General features: G+C 43.1%; 25 protein-coding genes. 9 read left to right on the top strand and 16 right to left on the bottom strand.

The features are described from left to right. Positions 1 to 142 precede the first annotated feature (142 nt). Positions 143 to 1,363 (top strand): ammonium transporter, encoded by a 1,221-nt coding sequence (locus ACED53_RS12895; RefSeq protein ID WP_029225441.1) that lies wholly within the window; start codon positions 143 to 145, stop codon positions 1,361 to 1,363. Between the two features lie 204 nt (positions 1,364 to 1,567). Next, positions 1,568 to 2,302 (top strand): Sir2 family NAD+-dependent deacetylase, encoded by a 735-nt coding sequence (cobB, locus tag ACED53_RS12890; RefSeq protein ID WP_017100630.1) that lies wholly within the window; start codon positions 1,568 to 1,570, stop codon positions 2,300 to 2,302. A 109-nt stretch (positions 2,303 to 2,411) separates the two neighbouring features. Here cobB and ACED53_RS12885 read toward each other — a convergent pair whose 3' ends face one another. The 6 genes from ACED53_RS12885 to potA all read right to left on the bottom strand — a co-directional run bounded on the left by ACED53_RS12885 (position 2,412) and on the right by potA (position 8,547). Next, complete coding sequence (locus tag ACED53_RS12885) at positions 2,412 to 3,278, bottom strand: GGDEF domain-containing protein (protein ID WP_017100631.1); 867 nt, start codon at positions 3,276 to 3,278, stop codon at positions 2,412 to 2,414. Positions 3,279 to 3,380: 102 nt separating this feature from the next. After that, positions 3,381 to 4,418, bottom strand: coding sequence for an extracellular solute-binding protein (locus ACED53_RS12880; RefSeq protein WP_029222954.1), 1,038 nt, complete (start codon positions 4,416 to 4,418; stop codon positions 3,381 to 3,383). Between the two features lie 227 nt (positions 4,419 to 4,645). Further along, entirely contained in the window at positions 4,646 to 5,683 is a 1,038-nt protein-coding gene (locus tag ACED53_RS12875; protein WP_017100632.1) for an extracellular solute-binding protein, read from the bottom strand. 137 nt (positions 5,684 to 5,820) lie between these two features. Next, on the bottom strand, positions 5,821 to 6,591 hold the full coding sequence (potC, locus tag ACED53_RS12870; protein ID WP_017100633.1) for a spermidine/putrescine ABC transporter permease PotC: 771 nt from the start codon (positions 6,589 to 6,591) through the stop codon (positions 5,821 to 5,823). Beyond that, positions 6,591 to 7,448, bottom strand: coding sequence for a spermidine/putrescine ABC transporter permease PotB (gene potB, locus ACED53_RS12865; protein ID WP_012603924.1), 858 nt, complete (start codon positions 7,446 to 7,448; stop codon positions 6,591 to 6,593). Before potB ends, potC begins: the two co-directional genes overlap by 1 nt. After that, complete coding sequence (potA, locus tag ACED53_RS12860; protein WP_009846720.1) at positions 7,432 to 8,547, bottom strand: spermidine/putrescine ABC transporter ATP-binding protein PotA; 1,116 nt, start codon at positions 8,545 to 8,547, stop codon at positions 7,432 to 7,434. The genes potB and potA overlap by 17 nt, the downstream gene beginning before the upstream one ends. A gap of 329 nt (positions 8,548 to 8,876) precedes the next feature. Here potA and ACED53_RS12855 point away from each other — a divergent pair, with 329 nt between their 5' ends. From ACED53_RS12855 to ttcA, 4 genes are all read left to right on the top strand, one after another. Continuing rightward, positions 8,877 to 9,743: a membrane protein gene (locus tag ACED53_RS12855; protein ID WP_017100634.1), complete on the top strand. Its 867-nt coding sequence runs from the start codon at positions 8,877 to 8,879 to the stop codon at positions 9,741 to 9,743. After that, complete coding sequence (locus tag ACED53_RS12850) at positions 9,736 to 10,584, top strand: glucosaminidase domain-containing protein (protein WP_029225442.1); 849 nt, start codon at positions 9,736 to 9,738, stop codon at positions 10,582 to 10,584. Before ACED53_RS12855 ends, ACED53_RS12850 begins: the two co-directional genes overlap by 8 nt. 123 nt (positions 10,585 to 10,707) lie before the next feature. After that, positions 10,708 to 11,358: a DUF2987 domain-containing protein gene (locus ACED53_RS12845; RefSeq protein ID WP_017097863.1), complete on the top strand. Its 651-nt coding sequence runs from the start codon at positions 10,708 to 10,710 to the stop codon at positions 11,356 to 11,358. A gap of 289 nt (positions 11,359 to 11,647) precedes the next feature. Next, the gene (gene ttcA, locus ACED53_RS12840) at positions 11,648 to 12,541 is read left to right on the top strand and encodes a tRNA 2-thiocytidine(32) synthetase TtcA (protein ID WP_009846716.1); all 894 of its coding nucleotides are present in this window, start codon (positions 11,648 to 11,650) and stop codon (positions 12,539 to 12,541) included. Between the two features lie 105 nt (positions 12,542 to 12,646). On the opposite strand, the gene uspE is transcribed toward ttcA, so the two are convergent. From uspE to ccoN, 10 genes are all read right to left on the bottom strand, one after another. Then, entirely contained in the window at positions 12,647 to 13,597 is a 951-nt protein-coding gene (gene uspE, locus ACED53_RS12835; protein ID WP_017097864.1) for a universal stress protein UspE, read from the bottom strand. Between the two features lie 132 nt (positions 13,598 to 13,729). Beyond that, the gene (locus ACED53_RS12830; protein ID WP_009846714.1) at positions 13,730 to 14,476 is read right to left on the bottom strand and encodes an FNR family transcription factor; all 747 of its coding nucleotides are present in this window, start codon (positions 14,474 to 14,476) and stop codon (positions 13,730 to 13,732) included. Positions 14,477 to 14,562: 86 nt separating this feature from the next. Next, on the bottom strand, positions 14,563 to 15,237 hold the full coding sequence (locus ACED53_RS12825; protein ID WP_009846713.1) for a sulfite exporter TauE/SafE family protein: 675 nt from the start codon (positions 15,235 to 15,237) through the stop codon (positions 14,563 to 14,565). Then, entirely contained in the window at positions 15,227 to 15,463 is a 237-nt protein-coding gene (gene ccoS, locus ACED53_RS12820; RefSeq protein ID WP_009846712.1) for a cbb3-type cytochrome oxidase assembly protein CcoS, read from the bottom strand. Before ccoS ends, ACED53_RS12825 begins: the two co-directional genes overlap by 11 nt. Beyond that, positions 15,463 to 17,835, bottom strand: a complete 2,373-nt coding sequence (locus ACED53_RS12815) for a heavy metal translocating P-type ATPase metal-binding domain-containing protein (protein ID WP_017100383.1) — start codon at positions 17,833 to 17,835, stop codon at positions 15,463 to 15,465. Before ACED53_RS12815 ends, ccoS begins: the two co-directional genes overlap by 1 nt. A gap of 5 nt (positions 17,836 to 17,840) precedes the next feature. Continuing rightward, positions 17,841 to 18,320, bottom strand: a complete 480-nt coding sequence (locus ACED53_RS12810; RefSeq protein ID WP_009846710.1) for a FixH family protein — start codon at positions 18,318 to 18,320, stop codon at positions 17,841 to 17,843. 85 nt (positions 18,321 to 18,405) lie between these two features. After that, on the bottom strand, positions 18,406 to 19,380 hold the full coding sequence (ccoP, locus tag ACED53_RS12805) for a cytochrome-c oxidase, cbb3-type subunit III (protein WP_009846709.1): 975 nt from the start codon (positions 19,378 to 19,380) through the stop codon (positions 18,406 to 18,408). Further along, the gene (locus ACED53_RS12800) at positions 19,380 to 19,556 is read right to left on the bottom strand and encodes a CcoQ/FixQ family Cbb3-type cytochrome c oxidase assembly chaperone (protein ID WP_009846708.1); all 177 of its coding nucleotides are present in this window, start codon (positions 19,554 to 19,556) and stop codon (positions 19,380 to 19,382) included. Before ACED53_RS12800 ends, ccoP begins: the two co-directional genes overlap by 1 nt. 9 nt (positions 19,557 to 19,565) lie before the next feature. Next, a complete protein-coding gene (gene ccoO / locus ACED53_RS12795) occupies positions 19,566 to 20,186 on the bottom strand; it encodes a cytochrome-c oxidase, cbb3-type subunit II (protein ID WP_004742292.1) in 621 nt (206 codons plus the stop codon). 11 nt (positions 20,187 to 20,197) lie between these two features. Continuing rightward, positions 20,198 to 21,631, bottom strand: coding sequence for a cytochrome-c oxidase, cbb3-type subunit I (gene ccoN, locus ACED53_RS12790; RefSeq protein ID WP_009846707.1), 1,434 nt, complete (start codon positions 21,629 to 21,631; stop codon positions 20,198 to 20,200). A 252-nt stretch (positions 21,632 to 21,883) separates the two neighbouring features. Between ccoN and ACED53_RS12785 the strand changes: the two genes are divergently transcribed. The 3 genes from ACED53_RS12785 to ACED53_RS12775 all read left to right on the top strand — a co-directional run bounded on the left by ACED53_RS12785 (position 21,884) and on the right by ACED53_RS12775 (position 25,273). Next, positions 21,884 to 22,249 (top strand): hypothetical protein, encoded by a 366-nt coding sequence (locus ACED53_RS12785; protein WP_009846706.1) that lies wholly within the window; start codon positions 21,884 to 21,886, stop codon positions 22,247 to 22,249. A 115-nt stretch (positions 22,250 to 22,364) separates the two neighbouring features. Next, positions 22,365 to 23,549: an FIST signal transduction protein gene (locus ACED53_RS12780; protein WP_017100384.1), complete on the top strand. Its 1,185-nt coding sequence runs from the start codon at positions 22,365 to 22,367 to the stop codon at positions 23,547 to 23,549. Beyond that, a complete protein-coding gene (locus ACED53_RS12775) occupies positions 23,549 to 25,273 on the top strand; it encodes an ATP-binding protein (protein WP_009846704.1) in 1,725 nt (574 codons plus the stop codon). The genes ACED53_RS12780 and ACED53_RS12775 overlap by 1 nt, the downstream gene beginning before the upstream one ends. Positions 25,274 to 25,462 lie beyond the last annotated feature (189 nt).

Below are 25,462 nucleotides of genomic sequence, written 5' to 3'. Positions count from 1 at the left end.
CTTAAAACCAAACTCTGTTGCACGTTTTTTGCGTAACCAAGTTGGAACGCATCTTGCGTTTACTGTTGAGTCTTTAATTAATTACGACATCAATTCGCACGGTTCTAGTGCAATTGAGACAAAGCTAAGGGAGAGAGCTTTAATGAGTCAAACGGTTAACCAAGTTCATAGCGCAGTACAGAGCTTGACGCAGAGTTCGGATACTCTGTTTTTATTATTAGGCGCGATCATGGTCTTCTTAATGCATGCTGGTTTTGCATTTTTGGAAGTCGGTACAGTTAGAAAGAAGAACCAAGTTAATGCGTTGGTCAAGATCCTCTCGGACTTTGGAGTCTCCGCCATTGCTTACTTCTTTATCGGTTATTGGGTCGCTTACGGCGCGCACTTTTTTGCCGACGCAGAAACGCTATCGCAAGGGAATGGATACGAGCTAGTTAAGTTTTTCTTCCTAATGACCTTTGCCGCAGCAATCCCTGCGATTGTATCCGGTGGTATTGCAGAACGTGCACGTTTCTATCCAATACTCATCGCAACACTGTTCACCGTAGGCTTTGTTTATCCATTCTTTGAAGGCATCATCTGGAACGGTAATTTTGGTTTCCAATATTGGCTTGAGGCGCAATTCGGTTATGGCTTCCATGACTTCGCGGGCTCTGTTGTAGTTCATGGTGTTGGCGGCTGGATTGCATTGGTCGCGGTTTACTTCCTTGGCATGCGCAAAGGCCGTGTCCGAGCCGGCAAACACACTAACTTCGCACCATCAAACATCCCATTCTTAGCACTAGGTTCTTGGATCTTATGTGTGGGTTGGTTTGGCTTCAACGTGATGTCTGCTCAAGCAATCAATGGCATTAGTGGACTCGTGGCGATGAACTCACTCATGGCAATGGTCGGCGGTATTCTTGCGGCTCTAATTGCAGGTAAAAATGACCCAGGCTTCATTCACAATGGACCTTTAGCTGGTCTCGTCGCTATTTGTGCGGGTTCAGATTTAATGCACCCACTTGGCGCTTTGGTGACTGGCGGCGTGGCAGGCGCGCTGTTTGTTTACCTATTTACTTACATGCAAAACAAAACACAGATAGATGATGTACTGGGTGTGTGGCCTCTACACGGCGTATGTGGTGCTTGGGGTGGCATAGCAGCAGGTATCTTCGGTTCGCAAACATTCTGGGGGCTAGGGGGCGTAAGCTTTACTGCTCAGGTGATTGGTACACTAGCAGGCATTACGGTAGCTTTAATCGGTGCATTGGTTGTCTACGGTGTGTTGAGCAAAGTAACTGGCCTAAGGTTAAGTGAAGAAGATGAGTTTAATGGCGCGGATCTTTCTATCCATAAGATCTCATCAATCAACGAAGACTGATCACGGTTCAATAGATAAACATCAAGCGGCTTCGGCCGCTTTTTTTGTGCCTATTTCATTTCTGAATAGCAGAGATCAAGCGAGTTATGTCACAAATAGCCAATGAATTCAGTTGGCTAAGACTATGGTCTAATCCCTAAAACTATTGTTGGAATTTGAACAGTGCTAAGCTGTTACCAAGTGACATATTGAAAAGGACGTTATATGCATTTCCCATATCGAAATATCGTAATTCTTACTGGCGCCGGTATCTCTGCAGAGTCGGGGATACAAACATTCCGAGCACAAGACGGATTATGGGAAAACCATAAAATCGAGGATGTTGCGACACCTGAAGGTTTTGCAAAAGATCCTGACCTTGTACAAGCGTTTTACAACAAGCGTCGTCATGGATTACAGAGTGAAAATATCTTTCCAAATTCAGCCCACAAGGCGCTAGGAGAGCTTGAAGATAAGCTCGATGGCAAAGTAACTATCATCACTCAGAACATCGACAACCTGCACGAGAGAGGCGGTAGCAACAACATTATCCACATGCACGGTGAGCTTCTTAAGGCACGTTGTAGCGAGTCAAACCAAGTTCTAGAGCACAAAGACGACATTCATACTGGTGAATTGTGCCATTGTTGCCAGATACCAGCTCAAATGCGCCCTCATATTGTGTGGTTTGGCGAAATGCCATTGAGGATGGGCGACATTTATTCAGCGTTAGAAGAAGCTGATTTGTTCATCTCGATCGGCACGTCAGGTGTGGTTTATCCAGCCGCAGGTTTTGTACATGATGCTAAAATGCATGGAGCACATACGATCGAGATAAACCTCGAACCCAGTGCGGTAGAGAGTGAATTTGAAGAGAAACGTTACGGTAAGGCGAGTATCGAGGTACCTAAGCTAGTCGGTGAGCTATTGCTGTCAGAGAAGGGGTCTCTAACGGCCTGACCTTGTGCCAATAAATTGATTGACCCGCTTAAGGTTGGAACTTGAGAGCTCGTTATCAGCAACAGTTATCATTTATCAGTGGCAAACTGACATTTATTCAGATGAGGCTCTAGTCATCGGTTTGCCTTGTTGTTTCTATATTCAGGCAATTTGTCTCTAGATTAGGACAAGACGTGCACCAAGAGTTTTGAACAGGTCGTTGAGCTTTTTTCATTTCGTACATCGCCTTATCGGATTCAACCAATGCCTGTTTAAAATTATCTCGGCTGGTCACTTCGATACCGTAAGAAAAACTGATGTTCTCACCATGCAGTAAGTTATTGACTTGGCTGACAAACTCACCACCACGACCGAGTTGAGCCGTTGCAACAAACTCATCACCACCCACTCTAAACACCATTTCATCTTCCAAAGCAGTTTGCCCCAGAGCCTGAGAGAAACGAACAATCATTAAATCTCCAACTTTGTGGCCTTTAAGGTCGTTTGCCTCTTTTAGTCCATCTAAGTCGAAGTAAATGAGCTCAAACTCTGCAAGTTTGATCGCGTCAAACTTCTTGCGATTATACAAACCAGTAAGCTCGTCGCGTTTACCTTGGTCTTTGATTTTTCCAGTTAATTCTGTAATGCCGTAAGCGATCAATAGAAATGCGATTTGTAGCAACCCGTCTTCCAAGAAGGTATCTATTAGTTCATTTTGGTCAGCCCACTCATCAAGATGTTTAAGCTCGGTTGATACGTCATAAAATAGGTTAAAAATGAGTAATAGAGCGCCGTAGCGAAGAACTTTGTGGGGACGAATTGAATGACGCGCAACATAATAGATGTACATAGTGATCACGAGGGTATTTGTTTCGAAAAACAAATCATAGTTTGAATCAATATGAATAAATGAACTCAAGCCAAGCATCAACAGTGATGCTAACAGCATAAAAGTCACAACTAACAGGATAGGGTTTGCTTGCATATGTAATCGCACTTCGTATTGTTTGCTCAATCCTATATAAATTCTGAATAAAAATAAAGCGGCTTACGCCGCTTTATTTAACTTACTAGCAACAATTAAATTTTTGCTAACAAATTAGTTGTCTACTTTAAGTTTTTGAAAGTACTCGTCATAAATAACGCTCGCTTCGCCAACTTCGTCTTGCCAAACACCATTATCCATCACTGATTGTGGCGGGAAAACGTTCTTATCTTCAGAAAATTCTTTCGGAAGAAGAGGGTAAGCAGTTTTAACGGGTGTTGGGTAACCGATCTCTAGAGCAATTTTCGCAGCGTTCTCTGGGCGAAGTAGGAAGTCGATCATCTTATGTGCCGCTTCAGTGTTCTTAGCACCTGCTGGAATCGCTAGGCTGTCCATCCAGAAGATAGCGCCTTTCTCTGGCCAGATAATGTCAATCGTTGCGCCTTCTTGACGTGCCATGTAAGCAGAGCCATTCCAAAGCATACCAAGAGACACTTCACCCGCTAGGTAAGGGTTCGCAGGGAAATCTGAGTTAAATACCAATACGTTTGGCATCAGCTTACGAAGTTCTTCGTACGCTTCTTTGATTTCTTCAGGATTAGTCGTGTTTGGAGAGTAACCCAGTTTAGACAGTGCGATATGGAAAACTTCACGAGAGTCATCCATCATCATCAGTTGACCTTCCCACTGTGTATCCCACAGATCGCCCCAGTTTTTAACTGAAGACTTGTCTAGCATATCTGAGTTGATACCAATACCCGTTGCGCCCCAGATGTATGGGATCGAGTAGTTGTTGTTTGGGTCAAATGGCTTATCTAAATAATTTGGATCCAAATCTGCAAAGTGGCTTAGCTTAGTTTTATCAAGCTCTTGAAGCATGCCTTCTTTACGCATCTTAGAAACGAAGTAAGTAGAAGGAACGACCAAGTCGTAACCCGTACCTTGAGTTTTTAACTTAGCGTACATGCTTTCGTTAGACTCATAAGTTGAGTAATAGACTTTAATGCCAGTCTCTTCGGTGAAGTCTTCTAGTACTTCATTTGGAATATATTCAGACCAGTTGTAAAAATACAGTTCTTGGTCAGCTGCGAAAGAGGGTGTAGAAAGTAAAGTAGCAGCACACAATGCGCCGGTATACAGTGTTTTTTTCATTACTGTTCCGTTCATTTGTTTGATTTGGAGCTGGGTATTGAACCCAAAGTAAATGGATTTCTAAAAATCGCGCTAAATTATAGCAGTGATATAACAAAATAGGCAGCCTAAGCTGCCTATTCATTGATATTCTTATTTTTAGTTTGTTGATTACCTAACTAGGCTTGTTAAGTAAACCAGTTACTTATTAGCCTCTTTTGACCGGAGCAATTAGATAACAAACTCGCTTACTGACCGGCTTTAAGCTTCATGAAGTAATCTTCATACTTCACTGTCTTATCGCCAACCGCAGCTTGCCATTCCACACGGTCAAGGTCTTCTTGTGACGGGAACAGCGCAGGGCTGTCTTTGAACTTCTCGTTAGACGCTTTAACTGCCGTTAGGTAGCCTGTGTCACGAGAGATTTGCTCTGCAATTTCTGGGCGAAGTAGGAAGTCGATCATCTTATGAGCTGCATCTACGTTTACCGCACCAGAGCTAATCGCAAAGTTATCAACCCAACCGATACCGCCTTCTTTAGGGAAAACAAGTTTGATTGGTAGACCTTCGTTTTGCGCAGCAGCAGCAGCAGAACCATTCCAAAGCATACCAAGACCCACTTCACCAGACATGTATGGCGCACCAGGGTTATCTGAGTTAAAGACTAGAACGTTCGGCATTAGCTTTTGTAGTTCAGCGTAAGCTTCGTCGATCTCTTTCTCGTTGGTTGTGTTACCAGAGTAACCTAACTTACGCAGTGCGATGTGGAACACTTCACGCGTGTCGTCCATCATCATCAGTTGGCCTTCAAGCTCTGGCTTCCATAGATCAGCCCAGCTTTGGAAGTCTTCCGGATCGTATATTTCAGTGTTAACAGCAAGACCTGTAATCGCAACTACGTGTGGAATAGAGTAGTCGTTGCTTGGGTCGTACGGCTTATCTAAGTAGTTAGTATCTAGGTTCTTGAAGTTGTACAGCTTAGTTTTGTCGATTTTTTGTAGCATACCTTCGTCACGCATCTTAGAAACGAAGTAAGTCGACGGCACAACTAGGTCGTAGCCTTTGTTGTGTGTTTTTAGCTTTGCGTACAAGGTTTCATTCGACTCGTAAGTTGAGTAGATAACCTTGATTCCAGTTTCATCAGTGAACTGTTCTAGAATCTCACTATTGATGTAAGGTCCCCAGTTCATGAATACCAATTCTTTGTTATCTTTTGCAAATGATGATGCAGATAACATTGAAAGCGCACATGCACTACCAGCTAATAGAGTAGCCCATTTTTTCATTGACGTTAGCTCCAAACTAAACGTTGCCTAAAGGCAGTAGATAGAAAAACAGAATGGCAATTTACCATTCTGTTTATGAATAACACTTTTGTTAAACTTGAATCTTATCAAGTCCGTCTCAGTAAAGAGTAGGAGACTTACTTGATTTTCTCTCTCGCTAACAACTGAGAAATAATCACCAGTATTAACGACACCACTAACATCACTGTTGCTAGGGCGTTGACCTCTGGAGATATACCGACTTTAACCATCGAGTAAATCTTCAGTGGCAAGATTTCGTAAGTTGGACCTGTTACGAAAGAGCTGATGATCACATCGTCCAAAGACAGAGTGAAGCTCAATAACCAACCCGCAGCAACCGCTGGCTTAGCAAGAGGTAGAATGATCTGCTTTAGAATCGTCCACTCACTTGCACCTAAGTCTTTTGCTGCTTCTAGCATCTTCACATCAAAGCCATTCAAGCGGCTGTAGACCGTGACAACAACGAACGGTAAACAGAAAGTAATGTGCGCTGCAAGTAGGGTAAAGAACCCAAGTTGTACACCCATAACCAAGAATAGCGCAAGAAGCGAAATCGCCATTACGATATCTGGTGACATCATCACGATGAACAACATGCCATTGACGATGCCTTTACCTTTAAATTGGTAACGGAATAGGGCAACGGCTGTCAGGCTTCCGACAATCGTTGCGGCAGTCGCTGAGAACACCGCTACGTTGATCGAATGCCACGCAGCCTGCATTAGGCTGTCGTTGTTAATCAGTGCGTCATACCACTTGGTGGTAAAACCACCCCATTTCATGCCGAATTTATTGGCATTAAATGAGTTTGTAATCAATACGATAATAGGTAGGTATAGAAAAGCGTATACCAGCGCCATAAAGCTGAACTTAACTGTGCGACCCATTAGTCTAGCTCCACTTTCTTATTCAATAACTTGCCTGCACGGTAGTAGGCATAAAGCATCACAGCCATTGCCACGGTCAGTGCAATACTCGTCGCAGCGCCAAACGGCCAGTCCCGAGCATTAAGTACTTGGCTCTTAATCACGTTACCAATCAGCAGGTTCTTTGCTCCGCCTAATAGGTCAGAGATGTAGAACATACCTAATGCAGGTAATAACACTAATAAACAACCACCGACAATACCTGGCATAGTCAGTGGTAACACGACTTTCAATAGCGTTTGCAGTTTGTTCGCACCTAAATCTTTAGCCGCTTCTAGGTACGTATCGTCCAGTTTTTCAATCGCTGAATACAGCGGCAGAATCATGAATGGAAGTAGGATATACACCAAACCAATCATTACTGCGGTTTCTGAGTACATGATGCGTAGCGGCTTATCGATAATATCTAACGCTAACAAACCTTTGTTCAGAACCCCTTGAGTACCCAAAACCACTTTCAATCCGTAAGTACGAATCAGTGAGTTAGTCCAAAATGGTACAATCACGAGGAACAACATGATTGGACGCCACTTCGCTGGCATTTTTGCCACGATATAGGCGAACGGGTAACCAATAATTAAACAAAGCAGGGTAGCAACGATTGCCATATAGAAAGAGTGCATCAGCACTTTAAAATACAGCGGGTCAGCCAAACGCACATAGTTATCGAGAGTAAAAGTCATCTCAATCAAGTTAGCTTCATCACGAGTTAAGAAGCTAGTACCGATGATCATGATGTTTGGAATCATCACGAACAGCACCAACCAACCTGTGATTAAAGCAACAATTGCGTTTTGTAAATTAAACTTCTTGCTCATCTTCTAATACCACTTCCCAGCTCTCAACCCAAGTTACTGCAACTTTTTGGCCCAGTGAGTGATCAACATCAGGGTCATCTTCGTTGAAGAATTCGCTAACCATGACACGCATACCCGACTCAAGTTCTACGACTGAATCTAATGTCATGCCTTTATAGGTTCGCTCGACAATGTGACCAACAATACCGCGTTGCTCAGATTCTTTGATTTCTTCGATACGAAGATCTTCAGGGCGAAGCAATACTTGCAGTTTTTGACCCGGTGTTACGTCTTTATCGTGATAGATAATGGACTCTTCACCTTCGATTGTCGCAACAATGCGCTTTTCATCTTGACGAGATTTAGCTGTCGCTTCGAATACGTTAATTTCACCAATGAAACGCGCTACGAATAGGTTCTTAGGCTCTTCGTAGATCTCTCTTGGTGTTCCGTCTTGTTCAATCACGCCATCACGCATAACAATAATGCGGTCGGACATAGAGAGTGCTTCTTCTTGGTCATGCGTTACAAAAATGAACGTGATACCAAGTTGGCGTTGCAGTTGTTTCAGCTCGATTTGCATCTGTTTACGTAGTTTGTAATCAAGAGCAGATAGAGATTCATCCAACAAGAGAACTTTAGGCTTATTAACGACAGCACGAGCGATTGCGATACGTTGCTGTTGGCCGCCAGATAGCTGGTGTGGCTTTCGTTGTGCCATTTGCTCTAAGCGCACCATTTTCAAAGCATCCATTACACGAGGTTCAATCTCGCTGCTTGGAACTTTCTGCATGCGTAAGCCAAATGCCACATTATCGAAAACGGTCATATGCGGGAATAGGGCATAGCTTTGGAAAACAGTGTTTACATGCCTTTGTTCAGCAGGAACTTGGGTTACGTTCTGTCCAGCTAATAGTATTTCACCACTATCCGCCGTTTCAAAACCCGCAATCATTCTTAGCACGGTTGTTTTACCACAACCTGATGGGCCTAAAATCGTGAGAAACTCACCATGATTTACGTTTAAATCCAGATTGCCGATGACTTCCTTACCATCGAAACTTTTACTGATGCCAGTTAGCTGTACTACTGGCTTCCCTACTGATTTTTTAGCGTTCAACGTCTGTTTTTCTCCACCTTGGTTCTATTTGAGACCTGTTGCTATACACCTCTAAGGCGCGCATCATAATCACCAAAAACGTGAATTCAAAGCATTTTTTATCTTTCGAAGACAAAAAAATTCGCAGGTAAAAGTAAACATCCTTTACCATACTGTTATTTGTTGGGTTCACACCCTAACAAGTGTCTAATTATTAACCATTAAGACGTAAAAGCAAGCCTTGCTACAGATTCACATTTTAGTTTGCATCCGACATATGGGTATAATGAAGGTAATTTTTTATCAATAAGTTAGGTGCCTTCGTTTAGTTGGCGCACCTAGGTATCAATATGAACAACGACATCGAAAAAGATTTTAATTTGGGCGGTAGTATCGACCGTGCACTTTCCGGCGATTATGAGCTCAAAGCAACGGCTGTATTCCAAGAGGCTTGGAAACATACGATAAGTCACTTTCTTTCGTTTTCCCCTGCGATTGTTGCGCTGATGTTCGTACAATTGGCTATCTTTTATATCGCGCTAAAACTGCAACTTGGTGACCCTGCAGTGATCTTAGATGCGGTAATCGACCCTGAGGCCTTTACACCCCAGATCGTTGAATCGATTTTCATTGCGAATTTTAGCTATGAAGTCGTCAGTGCACCTATCTATGCCGGCATCTGTTTAATGGCAATGAGCCATGCTGCAGGTCTTCAAACTAAAGTGCGCCACATAGGCAAAGGTTTGCAGTTTACGATCCCCGTTATTCTAGTGACTTTGTTCAGCCTAATGCTTCAAGGCATCGCTGGTATGATTCTGCCATTTCTGTCTATCTACTTCTCACTTGCGTTCAGCAACTCAATTCTGCTGATTTGTGATAAAAAAGTTCCACCGATGCAATCGCTGTTACTTTCTCTAAGAGCAGTAAATAAGAAGATCTTCGTAGTCGCGTCTATATACCTAATGGTTATGCTGATGTTCATCGTTGCTGCGATGATGTACGGCATTGGCTTGATCTTCGTTCTTCCATTCTTCTTCCACGTGAAAGGTATCGTTTACCGTGAGATGTTTGGCATCAAGCTGAAGATAATTGCATCAGACCGCCCAATGAGCGATGACGATAGCGATGGCGATGGCGATGGCGATGGCGGTAACAATAACGGCAACAACAGTAGCCATGGTAACAAGAACAAAAACCCGCAGGTCTTCGATGCGTAATAACGACAAAGGCAGCGCGAGTAAATCTCTCGCGCTCAAGGTAACAACACTAGCAATCGTGGGTTCTATCTCACTGATTGGCCCATACCTTTACCAAGAAGAAGAACGCCGACGTACGACAGAACAGAGCTCTACTTCAGCAGACCAATTTGATGATTTGACTGTTGCTTCAAGCGCACCAAACTTTGCGGCTATTAAGGATGTAAACGAGAAAAAAGACGCGTTTTTCTCGTTCCTACGCCCAAGCATCAAGATTGAAAACAAACGTATCACCAAAGAACGTGCGTTTTTAACTAAGCTCTCTGAATCAGGTTTAAGTAGTATTGATTCTGAAGACATTTCTTATGCGAAAAGGTTAGGGAAGTTGTACAGCTTACCGCTACCTAGCACAGGTATAGAACAGACATGGTTGGCGGAAATGCTTAACCGAGTCAACGTACTGCCAGAGGCGCTGGTACTGACACAGGCTGCTAATGAATCAGCTTGGGGGACATCACGTTTCGCAACCAAAGCAAACAACTATTTCGGACATTGGTGTTACAGCAAAGGTTGTGGCCTTGTGCCGCTACAACGTAACGAAGGCAGCTCGCATGAAGTAGCAACATTTTCTTCAAGCCAAGAATCCGTACACCGTTACTTCATGAACCTTAATCGTAACCGTGCCTATTCAGATTTAAGAGCCATTCGTGCGCAACTGACAGCAAATGGTAATGATCTGTTAACCAAAGAAACGGCGACCGAATTGACCAATGGCTTGTTAAAATATTCTGAGCGAGGTTCAGACTATGTGACTGATTTACAAGCTATGATCCGTCACAACAAGGTATACTGGGAAAAGTAACTCATTTGGATATCCGTTTGATTGACTTCTTTAGTCAATTTGACATCAAGCAATATCGCAAAAGAGCAGCTCATTGGCTGCTCTTTCTATTTATAAACGCTCAACTTCAACAAGATTATAATAATGAAAAAGACAGCACTCGCTTTATTAGCCACTTTAAGTTTTGGGGTTTCTCTTCCAGCTTCGGCGCAAGAATACATGTTCACGTATTCTAAACTCTATACTCAGCTGAAAAACAACACCAAAGAAGGGCACGATGATGTCAAAGTTGCGGTGTTCTTTGTTGACCAACAAGCACAGAAAACCTGTCACATCAGCAAAGCTTGGATGGAGAAAGAAGAGCACTACGAAGAGCTAAAAGTGTCTCCTGCGAATGAGCTGCTTCTACCTGTAGATCAAAACCTGCGCTCGGCAAATCCTCTTATCTTTGTACAAACCCAAGAGCAAGAGTGTGCATATTCGCTCGTTGTAATGACTCAAGAGCCTTTAGCTGGCAATGTTGAAGTTGCACAGCTAGAAAGCCTGTTACCACAGATGCAGGCAATGCTAGAAGACGTCAGCGGCATGTTCTCTAGCTGGTTCACCCCTGATATCCAAGGGTTAACGTTGGAGTTCAATGACAAGCTTGAAGGCAACATTGCTCTATCTAACGGTAAACAGATCCCAATTAAAGAAGGGCGTGCTAAATTCACCTTAGAAGAGCTGAATGGAAGTGACAGCATCACTTTACCAGAGCCAACGGTTCGCGTATTACCGTACATTCCCGCGCAATAAGTCTAGCTAGAAGCACTCCCTACGCTTTGAGGAAGTAGTTCTAAAGCAGCCTGATCTTTTAGAGAAGGCTGCTTTTCTTTGTCTACTATGCAAACCTCGAATTTGTTAAGACGCGTTTATCTAACCGTTTAGAGAGCTTAAAGCACAAAAGAAGCGGAATCTTTCCAATACTCAGCTTGTTAATCCTGCCGTTACTATTTCAACATCAAATAAAAATCCGTATAATCCACGCCCTAAAACAGTCCCACTAGCAATCTACAGTCGGTAATACGACGGTGTGAGAGTCGCAATGAACCAAAACGAAAATAAAAAAGAAACACTTGAATTCAACAAGCTTCAGAAACGCCTGAGACGAAATGTTGGAAATGCCATCGTTGACTACAACATGATCGAAGAGAATGACGTAGTAATGGCGTGCATTAGTGGCGGTAAAGATTCATTTGCGATGCTAGATATTTTGCTACGTTTACGTGAAGCTGCACCTATCAAATTCGATGTTGTTGCCGTAAACCTAGACCAAAAACAACCTGGCTTTCCTGAGCACATTCTTCCTGAGTACTTCGAAACTCTGAACATTCCTTACTACATCGTAGATAAAGATACGTACTCCGTAGTTAAAGAGAAAGTGCCAGAGGGTAAAACAACTTGTGGTCTATGTTCTCGTCTTCGTCGTGGTACTTTGTACTCGTTTGCAGAGAAAATTGGGGCGACTAAGATTGCTCTTGGCCACCACCTAGACGATATTGTTGAGACGATGTTCCTGAACATGTTCCACGGTGCACGCTTGAAAGCAATGCCGCCAAAATTGCGTTCTGATGATGGCCGTAACGTTGTTATTCGTCCACTGACTTATTGTCGTGAAACGGACTTAATCCAATACGCAGAGCACCTAGATTTCCCAATCATTCCTTGTAACCTGTGTGGCTCTCAAGAGAACCTACAGCGCCAGAACATTAAAGCAATGTTGATTGATTGGGATAAGAAAACGCCAGGTCGTGTTGAGAAGATCTTCAAGTCAATTCAGAACGTAAGTCCAAGCCAACTGGCTGACCGAGAACTGTTTGATTTCGTAAACCTTCCACTAGACCGTAGTGAAGACCGCAAAGCGTACGAATTCGAAGAAGCTGAAATTTCATCTTCTAACATCGATGAGTCAATGTTCATCGACGTAACGAACGTATAATAAGAATAATCGTTGTAGAGCAATAGATGCGCCTACAACAGACAAACAAAAACGCCTCAAGCAATGCTTGAGGCGTTTTTTTATGATTTTAAATCAGCTATAAGGTTAACCTATAGACAAATTGGGATCAAGTGGACTGACGTAACCCGACGGTTTAAGAGCAAGTACGTCACAGTTAATCTTGTCGATTACATGTTCCGCAGTATTACCAATAAACACGGCAGACAATCCAGTACGGCCGGTTGTACCAAGAATCACCATAGCAGCGTTGTTTTCAGACGCGACACGAGGAATAACATCTTCTGGCAAGCCTTGCTCAACAACAGTTTGCTCTTCACTCATACCGTGTTTCTGGCGCAACGCTTTCATCGCTGTTAAGTGATGACCACGAACCGCGTCAGTATAAGAGGTTGGGTCAAACTCTGGCAGCTCGATTGTGATATTAGCAGGTGTCACCGGGTAGGCGTTTACCAATAGCGGCTCAGCATCTAAACGACCTGTGATTTCAAGTAACCTGTCGACCATCGTATCATTGAGCTCTAAGTGAGCTTCGGTTTCAGAGCCTACATGAACTGAAGCGTAAATCTTCGCGTGTTCTGGCCAAAAATCATTTTTAACCAATAGCACTGGGCTAGGGCATTTTCTCAATAAGTGCCAGTCAGTAGGAGTAAAGATGACAGATTCTAAGGTATCGTGCTTACGCGTACCTTTGATTAGGATGTCATGCTCGCCACTGTAAACCTCTGCAATGATCGCTTCATACGGGCGGTTATGCCAAACCACTTGAACGTTAAATTCAATGGAATCATCAAGGTAAGGAGCCGCCACTTTATTCATCCAAATTTCACGTTGATGAATTACGCCTTTACGCATTGCGTCTCTTTCATCGACAGAGAGCATAGATGTCATGTCATACGAGAAATCGTAGATCGATAAAAAGAAAGTGATGTGGCTTGTTGATGTGCTTTTCTTGGCAAGTTGGATAGCACGAACTAGAGCAGGTTGCTCATCGTGATTAATGTCTGCGACAACTAAAATTTTGTTATAGATACTCATAACTAAGCCTACTTTTCAGACCGAACATATAAATAATGTAGCGTAGTTATGGAGAGAATAAGAGAAATATAAGAGGTTTTAAGAGAGAAACATGATGTAGCTCATTATTGAACTACATCATTGATATCTAGACTATTCTTTTGAAACGCCAGCAAGTTCCATCAACGCATCGTGATCTTCGATAGTGATATATTTGCCTTTAACGCTCAAGATGTCTGCTTTTTGGAAGCGACCTAAAAGACGGCTAATTGTTTCAACAGTCAAACCAAGGTAGTTACCAATATCGCCACGAGTCATCGTTAGGCGAAACTCACGTGGGCTGAAGCCACGTTGAGAGAAACGAGTAGAAAGGTTGTAAAGGAATGCAGCAAGACGCTCTTCCGCGTTCTTCTTAGAAAGAAGCAGAATCATTTCTTGGTCACCTTTAATCTCATTACTCATCAGACGCATAATTTGCTGACGCAATTTAGGCATTTTGCCTGATAGGTCGTCTAGAATTTCGTATGGAATTTCACAGACCATAGAAGTTTCTAACGCTTGTGCGAAACTAGGGTGCATGTCACCAGTAATCGCATCGAAGCCAACAAGATCGCCCGCTAGGTGGAATGCAGTAATCTGCTCATCACCTTGCTCGGTAATCGTGTAGCTCTTGATCGTTCCAGAGCGAATAGCGTATAGAGATTTAAGCTCGTCACCGGCTTTAAATAACTCTTGGCCTTTTTGAATAGGCTTTTTTCTCTCAATGATCTGATCAAGTTGATCGAGTTCAGATTCATTCAAAGTAAACGGAATACAGAGCTGGCTAATACTACAATCCTGGCAATGGATCGCACAGCCACCAGACTGAACACGTTTCGTCACAGGCTTTTCAGAAATCATAACAATCTTTCACTATTTGATATACGTCAATATTTTAGCATTCCTTAATCCTAAAGGGTAGTAAAAAAACCGGATTAAAGACGCCGCTATACGGTATAAATAATAAGCTGTAGCGCCATATAACCGGTATAGAAGCCGTAAATGAGGATTAAAATTGCACCAAACTGACGAAATAAGTCAGCTTGTTGCAGTTTTTTGAGGAAATTTGCCCCCATTCCAACCGTGAGCATCGCAGGGAGGGTTCCTAAACCGAAAGCAAGCATGATACCCGCTCCGTTATACCAACTTCCTGATACGGCCGCCCATGTAAGCATAGAATATACAAGGCCACATGGTAACCACCCCCAAATGAAACCAAATGGTAGAGCGTGACTAGGATGCTTCAATGGTAGAAATGATTTACCGACAGGAGAGATATAGCGCCATAGTTTTTGTCCGACTTTTTCAAAAAACAACAAGCCGAACCACCATTTGCCAATATACAAACCTAAGACGATCATAAAGCCAGCAGCAAATAATCGCAGCCAACCTAGCAGAGCGTTAAAATCGCTTAGCTGACCTATAGAAGAAATTGCACCGCCAATCACACCGCCAATCACGGCATAGCTTAGCAAGCGTCCTAGGTTATAAAGTAGGGGAATGACAGGGGAAGGTTTACTGTTTCCAATTGAAAGAAGCGACGCAATGCCACCACACATTCCCATGCAGTGACCTGCGCCGATCAACCCAACAACAAAGGCTCCGATCCAATCAGGCGTCATCGTTCTTTTTGTCTAAGTTAGTTTGGCTTTCTACGTTAGCTTTCTCGTTCTTAACAGGTTTACTATCAGAATGGTGAAGAGCATTAGTGTCTTCATCAAACAGAATGTTGTGGCCTTGACGCTCAAGGTCTTCAAACTGCTCACTCTTAACTGCCCACAGAAATATACCGACAGCGATGCACACAAGTACGATCGCAATTGGAATAAGTATGTATAAACTTTCCATTATTTACCTTGCTCTTTTAAAAGCCTTAACGAGTTAGACACAACAATAATAGAGCTAGCAGACATGCCAACAACGGCAATGTATGGAGCAACCAAACCAGCAACAGCCAATGGAAGAATAAGTAAGTTATACCCCAACGACCACGCTAAGTTTTCACGGATTATCTTACGCGTTTTAAGCGCTAATGTTCGTGATTTAAGTAATCTATCGAGTTTGTCACCCAATAACACCATATCCGCTGAGGCTTTCGCCACGTCGGTACCGCCGCCCATTGCGACAGAAAGGTGAGCACCCGCCAGAATAGGCGCATCGTTAATACCGTCACCAACCATCATGGTGATGTCACTAGCGTCTCTAGAGTTTAAATAAGCCAGTTTATCTTCCGGCTTCGCGTTAGCAACAATGTCAGTAATGCCGATCTCTTCAGCAACAGGTTTCGCGTTAATCAAAGAATCGCCAGTCAGCAGCGTGGTTTTGATTCCCGCTTCTTTGAATTGCTTAATGAACTCAATACTTTCTTTACGAATCGGGTCTTCATAAGTGAATGTTGCGGTATGTCGACCAGACATCGACAAGTAAATACCATTGCTTTTCGATGTTTGTGCATCACCAAGAATGAATTCACTGCTGCCGATAGCGACTTCTTGTCCATTCCACTCACCAGTGATACCAGAGCCAATTACGTTATTGACAGACTCTACTTCGATATCATCAGAAAGATGAGTCTTGAACGCTTTCGCGATAGGGTGGTTAGCATGTTGCTCTAGGCTCGCCGCTACTTTCAAACAGGTGTCTTTATCAAGTTCTGCGAAGGTTTCAACTTGGCTGATACGAATATCACCCTCGGTCAACGTGCCTGTTTTATCTATGATCAAGTGATTCACTTTGCACAAAGTTTCAAACACATGGCCTTTGCGCAGCAAGATACCGAAATTACCCATACGAGAAGTTGAGCAGGTGATGGCTGTCGGTGTTGCAAGCGATAGAGCACAAGGACATGTCGCAACAAGTACCGAGAGCATAATCCAGAAAGCATCTTCTGGACGTGTTTGGTGCCAGTAAAACCAAGTGCCGAACGAGATAACCAGAATCACAGCAACAAAGTATCGAGCAACCACATCGGCAATCTCTGCGATGCGAGGCTTAGACAGTTGCGCTTCATCCTGAAGGCGAACGATATTGGAAATCACGGAATCCGCTTTAGACGTCATCACTTCCAATTCAAACGATTCATCACCATTCAATGTACCAGCAAAGACGGTATCGCCTTCATTCTTAACCACATGAATCGATTCGCCAGTCAGCATCGATTCATCAATATGAACTCTACCAGACAGTACTTTACCATCCGCAGGGATATGCTCACCGGGTAGAACCCGAATCTGATCGCCAACCTTCAAGGTTTTTACCGGAACTTGCTCACCGTCTAAAGTTGTCGCCATCGCAGGAACCAACTTAAGCAGGTTACCACTCGCGGCTGCTGCTTTACGACGCGCGCGCATCTCAAGGAAACGACCAAGCAACAAGAAGAAGGTGAACATCGAGATAGATTCAAAGAACACTTCGCCTTGCTCTGTCACCGTTGCAACTAAACTCGCAACATAGGCAAACAATAGAGCGATCGACACAGGAACATCCATGCCCAAGGTTCGGCCTTTAATACTACGCCAAGCGTTAATATAGAACGGTAATGCAGAGTAGAGCAGTACAGGCGTTGCGAAGATCAAACTCACCCAACGAAAGTAGCTTTTGAATTCCGGCTCAAGGCTGCCAAAAACTTCGAGATAAAGCGCCACGGCTAGCATCATAACTTGCATGGTCGCTAAACCCGCGACACCAAGACGATAAAGGTAGTTTTTCATCGAACGATGATAAGCAGCTTCTTGTTGGTCAGCCTCGAATGGTGCGGCTTTGTAGCCCAACCTATGAATCGCGGATAGCAACTCGCTCAGTTTGGCCTGAGTGTTGTCCCAGCTAAGCAGGGCACGGTTAGTCGTGGTATTAACACGAATACTCACAACGCCAAGCTTTGAAGAAACTTGCTTCTCAATAAGCCAAGCACAAGCCGCACAAGAGACACCATCTAGTGACAATGTCACCTCAGAGACGTTTTCGGAGTTACGGACGAACTCCAATTGAACATCTTCATTGTCATAGTGACTGAGAGCCAGAAGTTGCTCTGGCACCAGATCGGCTTTTTCAGCCGGAGCAGTACGGTATTGGTAATAAGAGACCAAACCGCTATCTATGATTGTCTGGGCTACGGTTTCGCAACCCGGACAACACATCGGACGAACCGATCCTAAAATTTCTACTTTAAAATCCGTTTCCGCTGGTACATCTTCACCGCAGTGATAACAGGATTCACACATAAGCTTTAATTCGTTAGTTGAGTAGGAGTATCAATAGGGAAGTTCATGCGACCTTGCACTAACCATTCAGAATCATGCGGAGAAAGCTCAATAAACCATGGTCCTTGCATTTCGTGATCCAAAGTCATGGTGTAGTTGCCTTTCGCATCCGCTGTCAGTAGTTGAGTAAAATCGCGGTCAGGCAGTGTTCTGTGAACAAACATTGCGTTAATCGCAGGGAAGTGATCGAGTTTACCTTTCTCAAGAGTAATGATAACGGAGTTACCTTTCTCGTTAACTGAAGCTGAAAGGCCGAGTTCCTTTGCAATATTTACTTTTGAAATGTCGACATTAATGCCTTTTCCTTTTTTATAGTAATCCTCAGTCACTAGGTCTACAGAGTTCTGAGTGAACACAATAACCGTCATGATGGTCCAAATAACTACTGTCGCTGGCAACGCGATTAAGAACCACGGCCAAAACTGTTTATACCAAGGCTTTACCATAAAAAAGATCTCAAAAAAGAATAAAAAGAAGGGGTTATAAAATAAAGGAAAGACAGCCTCTTAGAAAGAGGCTGTTATTGAAATGTTACTTATTATCCGAGTTGCTTAAGCTCCACACGTATGATGAAATCAGTTGTACTTTATCCTCGCCTAGAATGTCTTTCCAAGCAGGCATCACGCCAGAGCGTCCGTACATTACTGTTTCCGTCACAGCAGCGCGAGAGTCGCCAAACAACCAGTCGCGGTCGGTCAGGTCAGGTGCACCTACAGCAGGGTTACCTTTACCATCTGTACCGTGACATGCAGCACATACAACAAAGCGTGCTTTACCAGCTTCAGCTTCACGAGCATTCACACTACGTCCAGAAAGGCTAAGCGTGTAGCTAACCACTTCTTTAACGCCTTGCTCACCGAGTGCATCTTTCCAGCCAGGCATTTGGCCAACACGACCATGCATGATTGTTGTCACGATAGCTTGTGGTTCACCACCATATAGCCATGCGTCATCAGTTAGGTTAGGAAAACCTTTTTGACCACGAGCATCAGAGCCGTGACACTGAGAACAGTTTTGCAAGAATAAACGTTGGCCCACTTTAATTGCGTCAGCATCTGATGCAATGTCAGGGACAGAACGTAAACCATTTTCGTCGTGAGCTAGCTTTTTGAATGCTTCACCAAAATAGGTGTTGGCGTCATCAAGCTCTTTCGCGTACTCGTCTAACTGCTTGTTCGCTTGAGCCGCAGCAATCGAAGAGCGAGACTCTTCAATACTACGAACTTCTTGGTTTGAACTTGTCCACCCTAGTAGACCTTTAAAATTGCCAAGGCCAGGGTAAAGAGCAAGGTAAACCGCTGCAAACACAATCGTACTGATGAAAAGGTATGTCCACCATTTTGGTAGTGGGTTATTAAGCTCACGAATACCATCGTATTCATGGCCCATATCATGACCTTCTTCTACGCCAGTTCGATCTTTAAAACACCAACGAAGCAAGACAGCACAACCAATTAGGGTACCAATCGTAATCGCACTAACCCAGATACTCCAGAATGTACTCATTACTTTGTCACTCCTTGATTTTTAGAACTTGTTGCCGGCTCGTCGTCTGCAAACACTAGGTTCGCATCTTCGTCGAAACGTGATTTACGATTCTTGCCGTATGCCCACCAAACGATGCCGATGAAGCAAGCAAAAACAGTAACAGTCCAAACACTTTGAAATGTAATAATGTCCATAATTATTCCTTATTTCATTGCGTGGCCAAGCGATTGAAGGTAAGCGATGATTGCATCCATCTCTGTTTTTCCTTCAACATCTTGTTTAGCGTTAGCAATTTGTTCGTCTGTGTAAGGAACACCAAATTGATTACGGAAGAGTTCAAGCTTCTGTTGAGTCAATTTGCCATCAAGTACATTCTCAGCAAGCCATGGGAAACCAGGCATGTTTGATTCAGGAACAAGTTCACGAGGGTCGATAAGATGAACACGGTGCCACTCATCAGAATAACGATCACCAACACGCGCTAGATCTGGACCAGTACGCTTAGAACCCCATAGGAATGGGTGTTCCCAAACGCTTTCGCCCGCTACAGAGTAGTGACCGTAACGTTCAGTTTCAGAGCGGAAAGGACGAATCATTTGGCTGTGACATACGTTACAACCTTCGCGGATATAAATATCACGACCTTCCATTTCCAGAGCAGAGTAGACGCGTAGGTTTTCTACAGGTTCAGTCGTCTGCTTTTGGAAAATAAGAGGGGTAATTTCTACTAAAGCACCAAAACTGATAGCAATAACGATCAAGATCGCCAGTAGGCCAACGTTCTTCTCTACCAACTCATGGCGATTATTTGAATTTGAGCTCATTCTAAATCTCCTTAAGCCGGTTGAGGGATAGCTTTAAGGCTATCTTTAGGTGCAGAAACAGTTTTGTACGTGTTGTATGCCATTAAGAACATACCAGATAGGAAGATGAAGCCCCCTAAGAAACGTACAAAGTAGAACGGGTAAGATGCTTCTACAGATTCAACGAAGCTGTAAGTTAATGTACCGTCAGAGTTAACTGCACGCCACATAAGACCTTGCATCACACCAGAGATCCACATTGCAACAATGTAGAAAACCGTACCAATCGTTGCTAACCAGAAGTGAACATTGATTAGAGATACAGAGTACATACGCTCTTGACCAAATAGTTTAGGAACTAAGTGGTAAACCGAACCGATAGAAACCATCGCTACCCAACCTAGCGCACCAGAGTGAACGTGACCGATAGTCCAGTCCGTGTAGTGAGATAGTGCGTTAACCGTTTTGATTGCCATCATTGGGCCTTCGAAAGTCGACATGCCGTAGAATGATAGAGAAACGATAAGGAAACGTAGGATAGGGTCGTAGCGTAGCTTATGCCACGCACCAGATAGAGTCATAATACCGTTGATCATGCCACCCCAAGATGGAGCAAACAGAACCAAAGACATAACCATACCTAGAGACTGAGTCCAGTCTGGAAGTGCAGTGTAGTGTAGGTGGTGAGGACCAGCCCAAATATACAGAGACACAAGAGCCCAGAAGTGAACAATCGACAAACGGTAAGAGTAAACAGGGCGACCAGCTTGTTTAGGAACGAAGTAATACATCATACCTAGGAAACCAGCTGTCAATAGGAAGCCTACCGCATTGTGTCCGTACCACCATTGCACCATTGCATCGATCGCTCCGGAATAAATCGAGTACGATTTAAACGCAGATACAGGAACAGCCAGGCTGTTAACGATGTGCAACACGGCAACCGTGATGATGAAGGCTCCGAAGAACCAGTTAGCTACATAAATGTGCGATGTCTTACGTTTAATCATGGTTCCGAAGAACACGACCGCATAAGCTACCCACACAAGCGTAATAGCAATATCGATTGGCCATTCAAGTTCTGCGTATTCTTTACCAGAGGTTAAACCTAACGGTAAAGTAATTGCAGCGGACAGGATAATCGCTTGCCAACCCCAAAAGGTAAAGGCTACGAGAGGGCCACCAAAGAGACGCGTCTGACAGGTACGTTGCACAACATAATATGATGTTGCAAACAGCGCACTTGTACCGAACGCAAAAATAACCGCATTAGTATGCAGGGGACGTAAACGACTGTACGTCAGCCACGGCGTATCAAAGTTTAGCTGTGGCCAAACTAATTGAGCGGCAATCAAAACACCAACGCCCATACCGACAATACCCCACAAAATTGTAACGAGGGTAAATTGACGGACGACCGTATAGTTGTAGTTTTGTTCAAGCTGCTTTTCTTGGCTCATTTGCATGCTTCCAATTTCTTATTTACTACACTTTACTTCCAACACGACTCACGTCGTAATGCCACCCAAATTAGAAAAGGAAATTCAGCCTATTCAGAGCTTTATTTCCACTTGCTGATTTTAAAAAAAAGTGGCATTTTCAACGCGACACTATACTTGAATTAACAAATCAATGACAGAGTAGTAACCTTACGCTTGGTCTGGAATTGGATTTTTATTTAAAAACTTTGAACTTTGTAACAAGGAGTAAAGATTATAATGGCGGCACAAAAGCTAACAAAGGGCAGGCTTGTTCAAATTATCGTCATGTTGGTTATTTTAATAGCTGCATTTACTTGGAGAACAGTGACATACGACAATGACGAAACAGTAAACTGTATAATTTCTAAACCTTGCCAAATTACTATTGATAAACATAATGTTTTAATTTCGGGTGATAACCTAGGGTATTCGATCGAAACATCTAAAACTGGTAAATTTATCATTAACTATAACGAGAGCGGAACTCTAGAAGAAAAAGGGGCATCAATTTGGCTGTTACGAACGAACGCTCAGAACTCCTCAATAACGGTTACATTTCCACAACAGATAGCCACACTTTCTGTAAACCTTTCTAAGGAATAACACAGTAACAAGTTAGTCTCGCCTCAATTCTTTTGATAGAAATATGTACTAAGTCAGTGAAATAGATTGTATAAAAGTGTTATAAAGAGAGCATTAATAAAATCTTCCGAGATCTATGAAATTTCTATCAAAAGTCTCTTATTCCCTAGACGATAAAATCGCAGTAGATGAACTGCTCAGTGGGGTGGCAAACCCTGACGATATTGCCTGTCTTATCTGCTACTGCACCGAAGAGTACTCCACACTTGCTGTGCAGAGATATTTCGTAGATGCGCTCCCGAATACACCAATACATGGCTGCACCACTTGTCACGGTATTATGACCGAAACAGGGTTCCATTCAGGCCCTGTGATTGGGATACTCATCATCTATGATTCCGGGATCAATGCCTACGGTACCGGCATCAGTCACTTTGGCGACTCCATAGACCGTAGTACATTCAGCGCCATCGATAAAGCATTAAAGAACGCCAACCGAGAAGGTGAAATACCCGATCTTATCTTGCTCCATTCCACCCCGGGAAATGAAGAGAAGGTGATGGCGGCCATCGATAACAAATTTGGCACAGAGGTGCCGATTATTGGTGGAAGCGCAGCAGACAATCAAGTGTCTGGAAATTGGAGTATCTTTACCGAAGAAGCTCTTGCTATTAATGGCGTCTCTTTAACAGTGTTTTTTGCGTCACAATCCATCTATTCATCTTTTAGCGCCGGTCATACACCCACCCAGTATTCAGGCACCGTCACCAAAGTAAGAAATAGAATATTGTTAGAGATCGACCATAGGCCTGCGACCACCGTTTATAATGAATGGACTGATTTTCATTTAGGTGGCAGTGATGATGGGTATATTTTTGAAAAGTCGACAGTTTATCCATTAGGCCGAAAGGTCGGCTCTTCTTACGACTACCCATATTTCAAGTTATCGCATTCGATCAGAGAAACTGAGTGTAACGGTATCGAGTTGTTCACTGATATAAATGAAGGTGACACCATCTATTTGATGCAAGGCTCTAAGCAACAACTTATAAGTCGTGCCGCTAACATCATTCATTCGTCTTACTATAATGATATGGATCTTGAAGAAAAATTAGGGGCGATCAACATATTCTGTGCAGGACCAATGCTGCACCTAAAACAAGATATGGATGAGGTTTGTGACCAAATCAATCACGCACTTGGTGGGCTTCCATACATATGTCCATTTACGTTTGGTGAGCAAGGTAGACTCTCTGGTGGTGAGAATGCGCACGGAAATTTAATGGTATCGTCTGCAACGTTTTATAGGCTGAAAAAGTAATGGATACTGAAGACCAAGAAGCGCTGCAAGAAGCTCGTATTGAACTCCAAAAACTAAAGGTCCGTGAACGTAAATTAGCTGAAGAGAATAGGGTGATCCTATCGACTATCTCTGCGATCAGTAAGGCGAGTAACATATCTGAAATATTTTCTAGTCTCGAATTTGCACTCAAAAAATACATTAAGTTTGATGATTTTATTGTGGTATCAAGAGTAGGGAATGAGGGTAGTTTCAAAACCCTGTTAACCAATAACAAAGTATTTGAACAAATGAATTGGACAGATTGTGGCAAGCTATCGCGAGTCATTAATGGAGAATGTGCGATTCTTTTTGAACCCAAATCTCTGGGTGAATTCAGCACTTTGCATCCCATTATCCTAGACCAAATTAACTCTGTACTGATTACTGGTATTGATAGCGGGCTAACACAATCCGTTATCATCTTTATCCATTCCAATACCAAACACTTTAGTATTGAAACCAAAGCCACTCTAAACCGATTTCGACCGCTGATTGAGCGTGCTGTTTTCGATATTGAAAACAAAGAAAAACTTGAAGCGACAGTCCGAGAACGTACAGCAGAACTCGTAGCAGCAAGAAAAGACGCAGAAAGAGCCAACAAAGCCAAATCTGAATTCTTAGCAATGATGAGTCATGAGTTAAGAACGCCGCTAAACGCTACCATAGGCTTAATCGACACGCTAAAGTCCACACCGCTGAATGATGAACAACAGTCTATATTGTTAAATATGAGTACATCATCTGAACTCCTATTGGCGATCATCAGTGATGTTTTGGACTTTTCAAAGATTGAATCTGGATGCTTCTCGTTGGCTCCTCAATGGAGTAACGCAAGAGACACTGTAACTTTTGTTTTATCTGAACAAAAGAAGATAGCAGACGATAAAGGGTTGTCGTTAACCCTAACCAGCGACATTCCAGAAGGTGAACTACATTACATCGACCCAAGTCGCTTAGCACAGATCCTTTTTAATCTCATTGGTAACGCAATAAAGTTCACTGAACACGGGCATGTACATGTTTCTATTACATACCAGCACAGTTCATTCCGTATTAGCGTAGAAGACACCGGAATTGGCATCAGCTCACAGCAACTTTCGTCGTTATTCAGTCCATTCGTGCAAGCCGATAGCACAATCACACGTAGATTTGGTGGCACCGGCTTAGGTTTAGCAATAACAAAACGACTAGTAGAACTGATGCGCGGGCGTATATCGGTCGAGAGTGAGCCAGGAAAAGGCTCGAAATTTGAAGTGCGGTTACCAGTTTTAACGAGAGTGACGAACAATCAAGATCATGCTGCAGAAGATAAATACTCGCAAGTTCCAAGAACCCGTTATTCAGTGTTAGTTGTTGAAGACAACCCAACGAATCAGATGGTGATTCAATTGATCCTTGCGCGGCAAGGCCACGAAGTTTTCATCGCAAGCAACGGTGAAGAAGCCATTGGCTTTGTAGAAAGAGGTAATGATCCGATAGACATTATCTTGATGGATGTGTCGATGCCAGTTATGGACGGAATAACCACAACCAAATACATGAGAGACGCAAACATCAAAACACCAATCGTCGCGCTAACGGCACACACATCAGTAGAAGATAAATTTTCTTGTTTAGATGTCGGTATGAATGATTTCATTACCAAACCTGTAAGAACCAAAGAGATCATTGAAGCAATTGATAGGTTAATGCTTGAAGTCTAATAAACGTATTCTTAATCGAAGATTAGGAAATATGTTTATTAGGTATTTTATGGTAAATAGATTCACTGTTAAATAGAACGTCTGTTTGGTAGTCAAACAAGAGGCAGGGCATCACACAAAGATACCTGCCTTATAAACACCAAACTCAATTTAACATAATATACATAATACGCACTAATATAGTGATAA

The organism is Vibrio sp. 1F169 (assembly GCF_041439605.1).
Lineage (GTDB): Bacteria > Pseudomonadota > Gammaproteobacteria > Enterobacterales > Vibrionaceae > Vibrio > Vibrio tasmaniensis_A.
Note: the sequence above shows the minus strand (reverse complement) of the source record. Positions and strands in the feature narration are given on the sequence as shown.

What these genes read in the sequence shown, in the direction of transcription:
- ACED53_RS12810 (WP_009846710.1), bottom strand. Translation starts at nt 18,320, where the DNA reads ATGGTAAAGCCTTGGTATAAACAGTTTTGGCCGTGGTTCTTAATCGCG.
- ACED53_RS12785 (WP_009846706.1), top strand. Translation starts at nt 21,884, where the DNA reads ATGGCGGCACAAAAGCTAACAAAGGGCAGGCTTGTTCAAATTATCGTC.
- ACED53_RS12780 (WP_017100384.1), top strand. Translation starts at nt 22,365, where the DNA reads ATGAAATTTCTATCAAAAGTCTCTTATTCCCTAGACGATAAAATCGCA.
- ACED53_RS12875 (WP_017100632.1), bottom strand. Translation starts at nt 5,683, where the DNA reads ATGAAAAAATGGGCTACTCTATTAGCTGGTAGTGCATGTGCGCTTTCA.
- ACED53_RS12830 (WP_009846714.1), bottom strand. Translation starts at nt 14,476, where the DNA reads ATGATTTCTGAAAAGCCTGTGACGAAACGTGTTCAGTCTGGTGGCTGT.
- ACED53_RS12775 (WP_009846704.1), top strand. Translation starts at nt 23,549, where the DNA reads ATGGATACTGAAGACCAAGAAGCGCTGCAAGAAGCTCGTATTGAACTC.
- ACED53_RS12825 (WP_009846713.1), bottom strand. Translation starts at nt 15,237, where the DNA reads ATGACGCCTGATTGGATCGGAGCCTTTGTTGTTGGGTTGATCGGCGCA.
- ccoO (WP_004742292.1), bottom strand. Translation starts at nt 20,186, where the DNA reads ATGAGCTCAAATTCAAATAATCGCCATGAGTTGGTAGAGAAGAACGTT.
- ACED53_RS12800 (WP_009846708.1), bottom strand. Translation starts at nt 19,556, where the DNA reads ATGGACATTATTACATTTCAAAGTGTTTGGACTGTTACTGTTTTTGCT.
- uspE (WP_017097864.1), bottom strand. Translation starts at nt 13,597, where the DNA reads ATGAGTATCTATAACAAAATTTTAGTTGTCGCAGACATTAATCACGAT.
- ccoS (WP_009846712.1), bottom strand. Translation starts at nt 15,463, where the DNA reads ATGGAAAGTTTATACATACTTATTCCAATTGCGATCGTACTTGTGTGC.
- cobB (WP_017100630.1), top strand. Translation starts at nt 1,568, where the DNA reads ATGCATTTCCCATATCGAAATATCGTAATTCTTACTGGCGCCGGTATC.
- ACED53_RS12815 (WP_017100383.1), bottom strand. Translation starts at nt 17,835, where the DNA reads ATGTGTGAATCCTGTTATCACTGCGGTGAAGATGTACCAGCGGAAACG.
- ccoP (WP_009846709.1), bottom strand. Translation starts at nt 19,380, where the DNA reads ATGAGTACATTCTGGAGTATCTGGGTTAGTGCGATTACGATTGGTACC.
- ACED53_RS12850 (WP_029225442.1), top strand. Translation starts at nt 9,736, where the DNA reads ATGCGTAATAACGACAAAGGCAGCGCGAGTAAATCTCTCGCGCTCAAG.
- ACED53_RS12855 (WP_017100634.1), top strand. Translation starts at nt 8,877, where the DNA reads ATGAACAACGACATCGAAAAAGATTTTAATTTGGGCGGTAGTATCGAC.
- ACED53_RS12880 (WP_029222954.1), bottom strand. Translation starts at nt 4,418, where the DNA reads ATGAAAAAAACACTGTATACCGGCGCATTGTGTGCTGCTACTTTACTT.
- potC (WP_017100633.1), bottom strand. Translation starts at nt 6,591, where the DNA reads ATGGGTCGCACAGTTAAGTTCAGCTTTATGGCGCTGGTATACGCTTTT.
- ACED53_RS12845 (WP_017097863.1), top strand. Translation starts at nt 10,708, where the DNA reads ATGAAAAAGACAGCACTCGCTTTATTAGCCACTTTAAGTTTTGGGGTT.
- potB (WP_012603924.1), bottom strand. Translation starts at nt 7,448, where the DNA reads ATGAGCAAGAAGTTTAATTTACAAAACGCAATTGTTGCTTTAATCACA.
- ACED53_RS12895 (WP_029225441.1), top strand. Translation starts at nt 143, where the DNA reads ATGAGTCAAACGGTTAACCAAGTTCATAGCGCAGTACAGAGCTTGACG.
- ttcA (WP_009846716.1), top strand. Translation starts at nt 11,648, where the DNA reads ATGAACCAAAACGAAAATAAAAAAGAAACACTTGAATTCAACAAGCTT.
- ccoN (WP_009846707.1), bottom strand. Translation starts at nt 21,631, where the DNA reads ATGCAAATGAGCCAAGAAAAGCAGCTTGAACAAAACTACAACTATACG.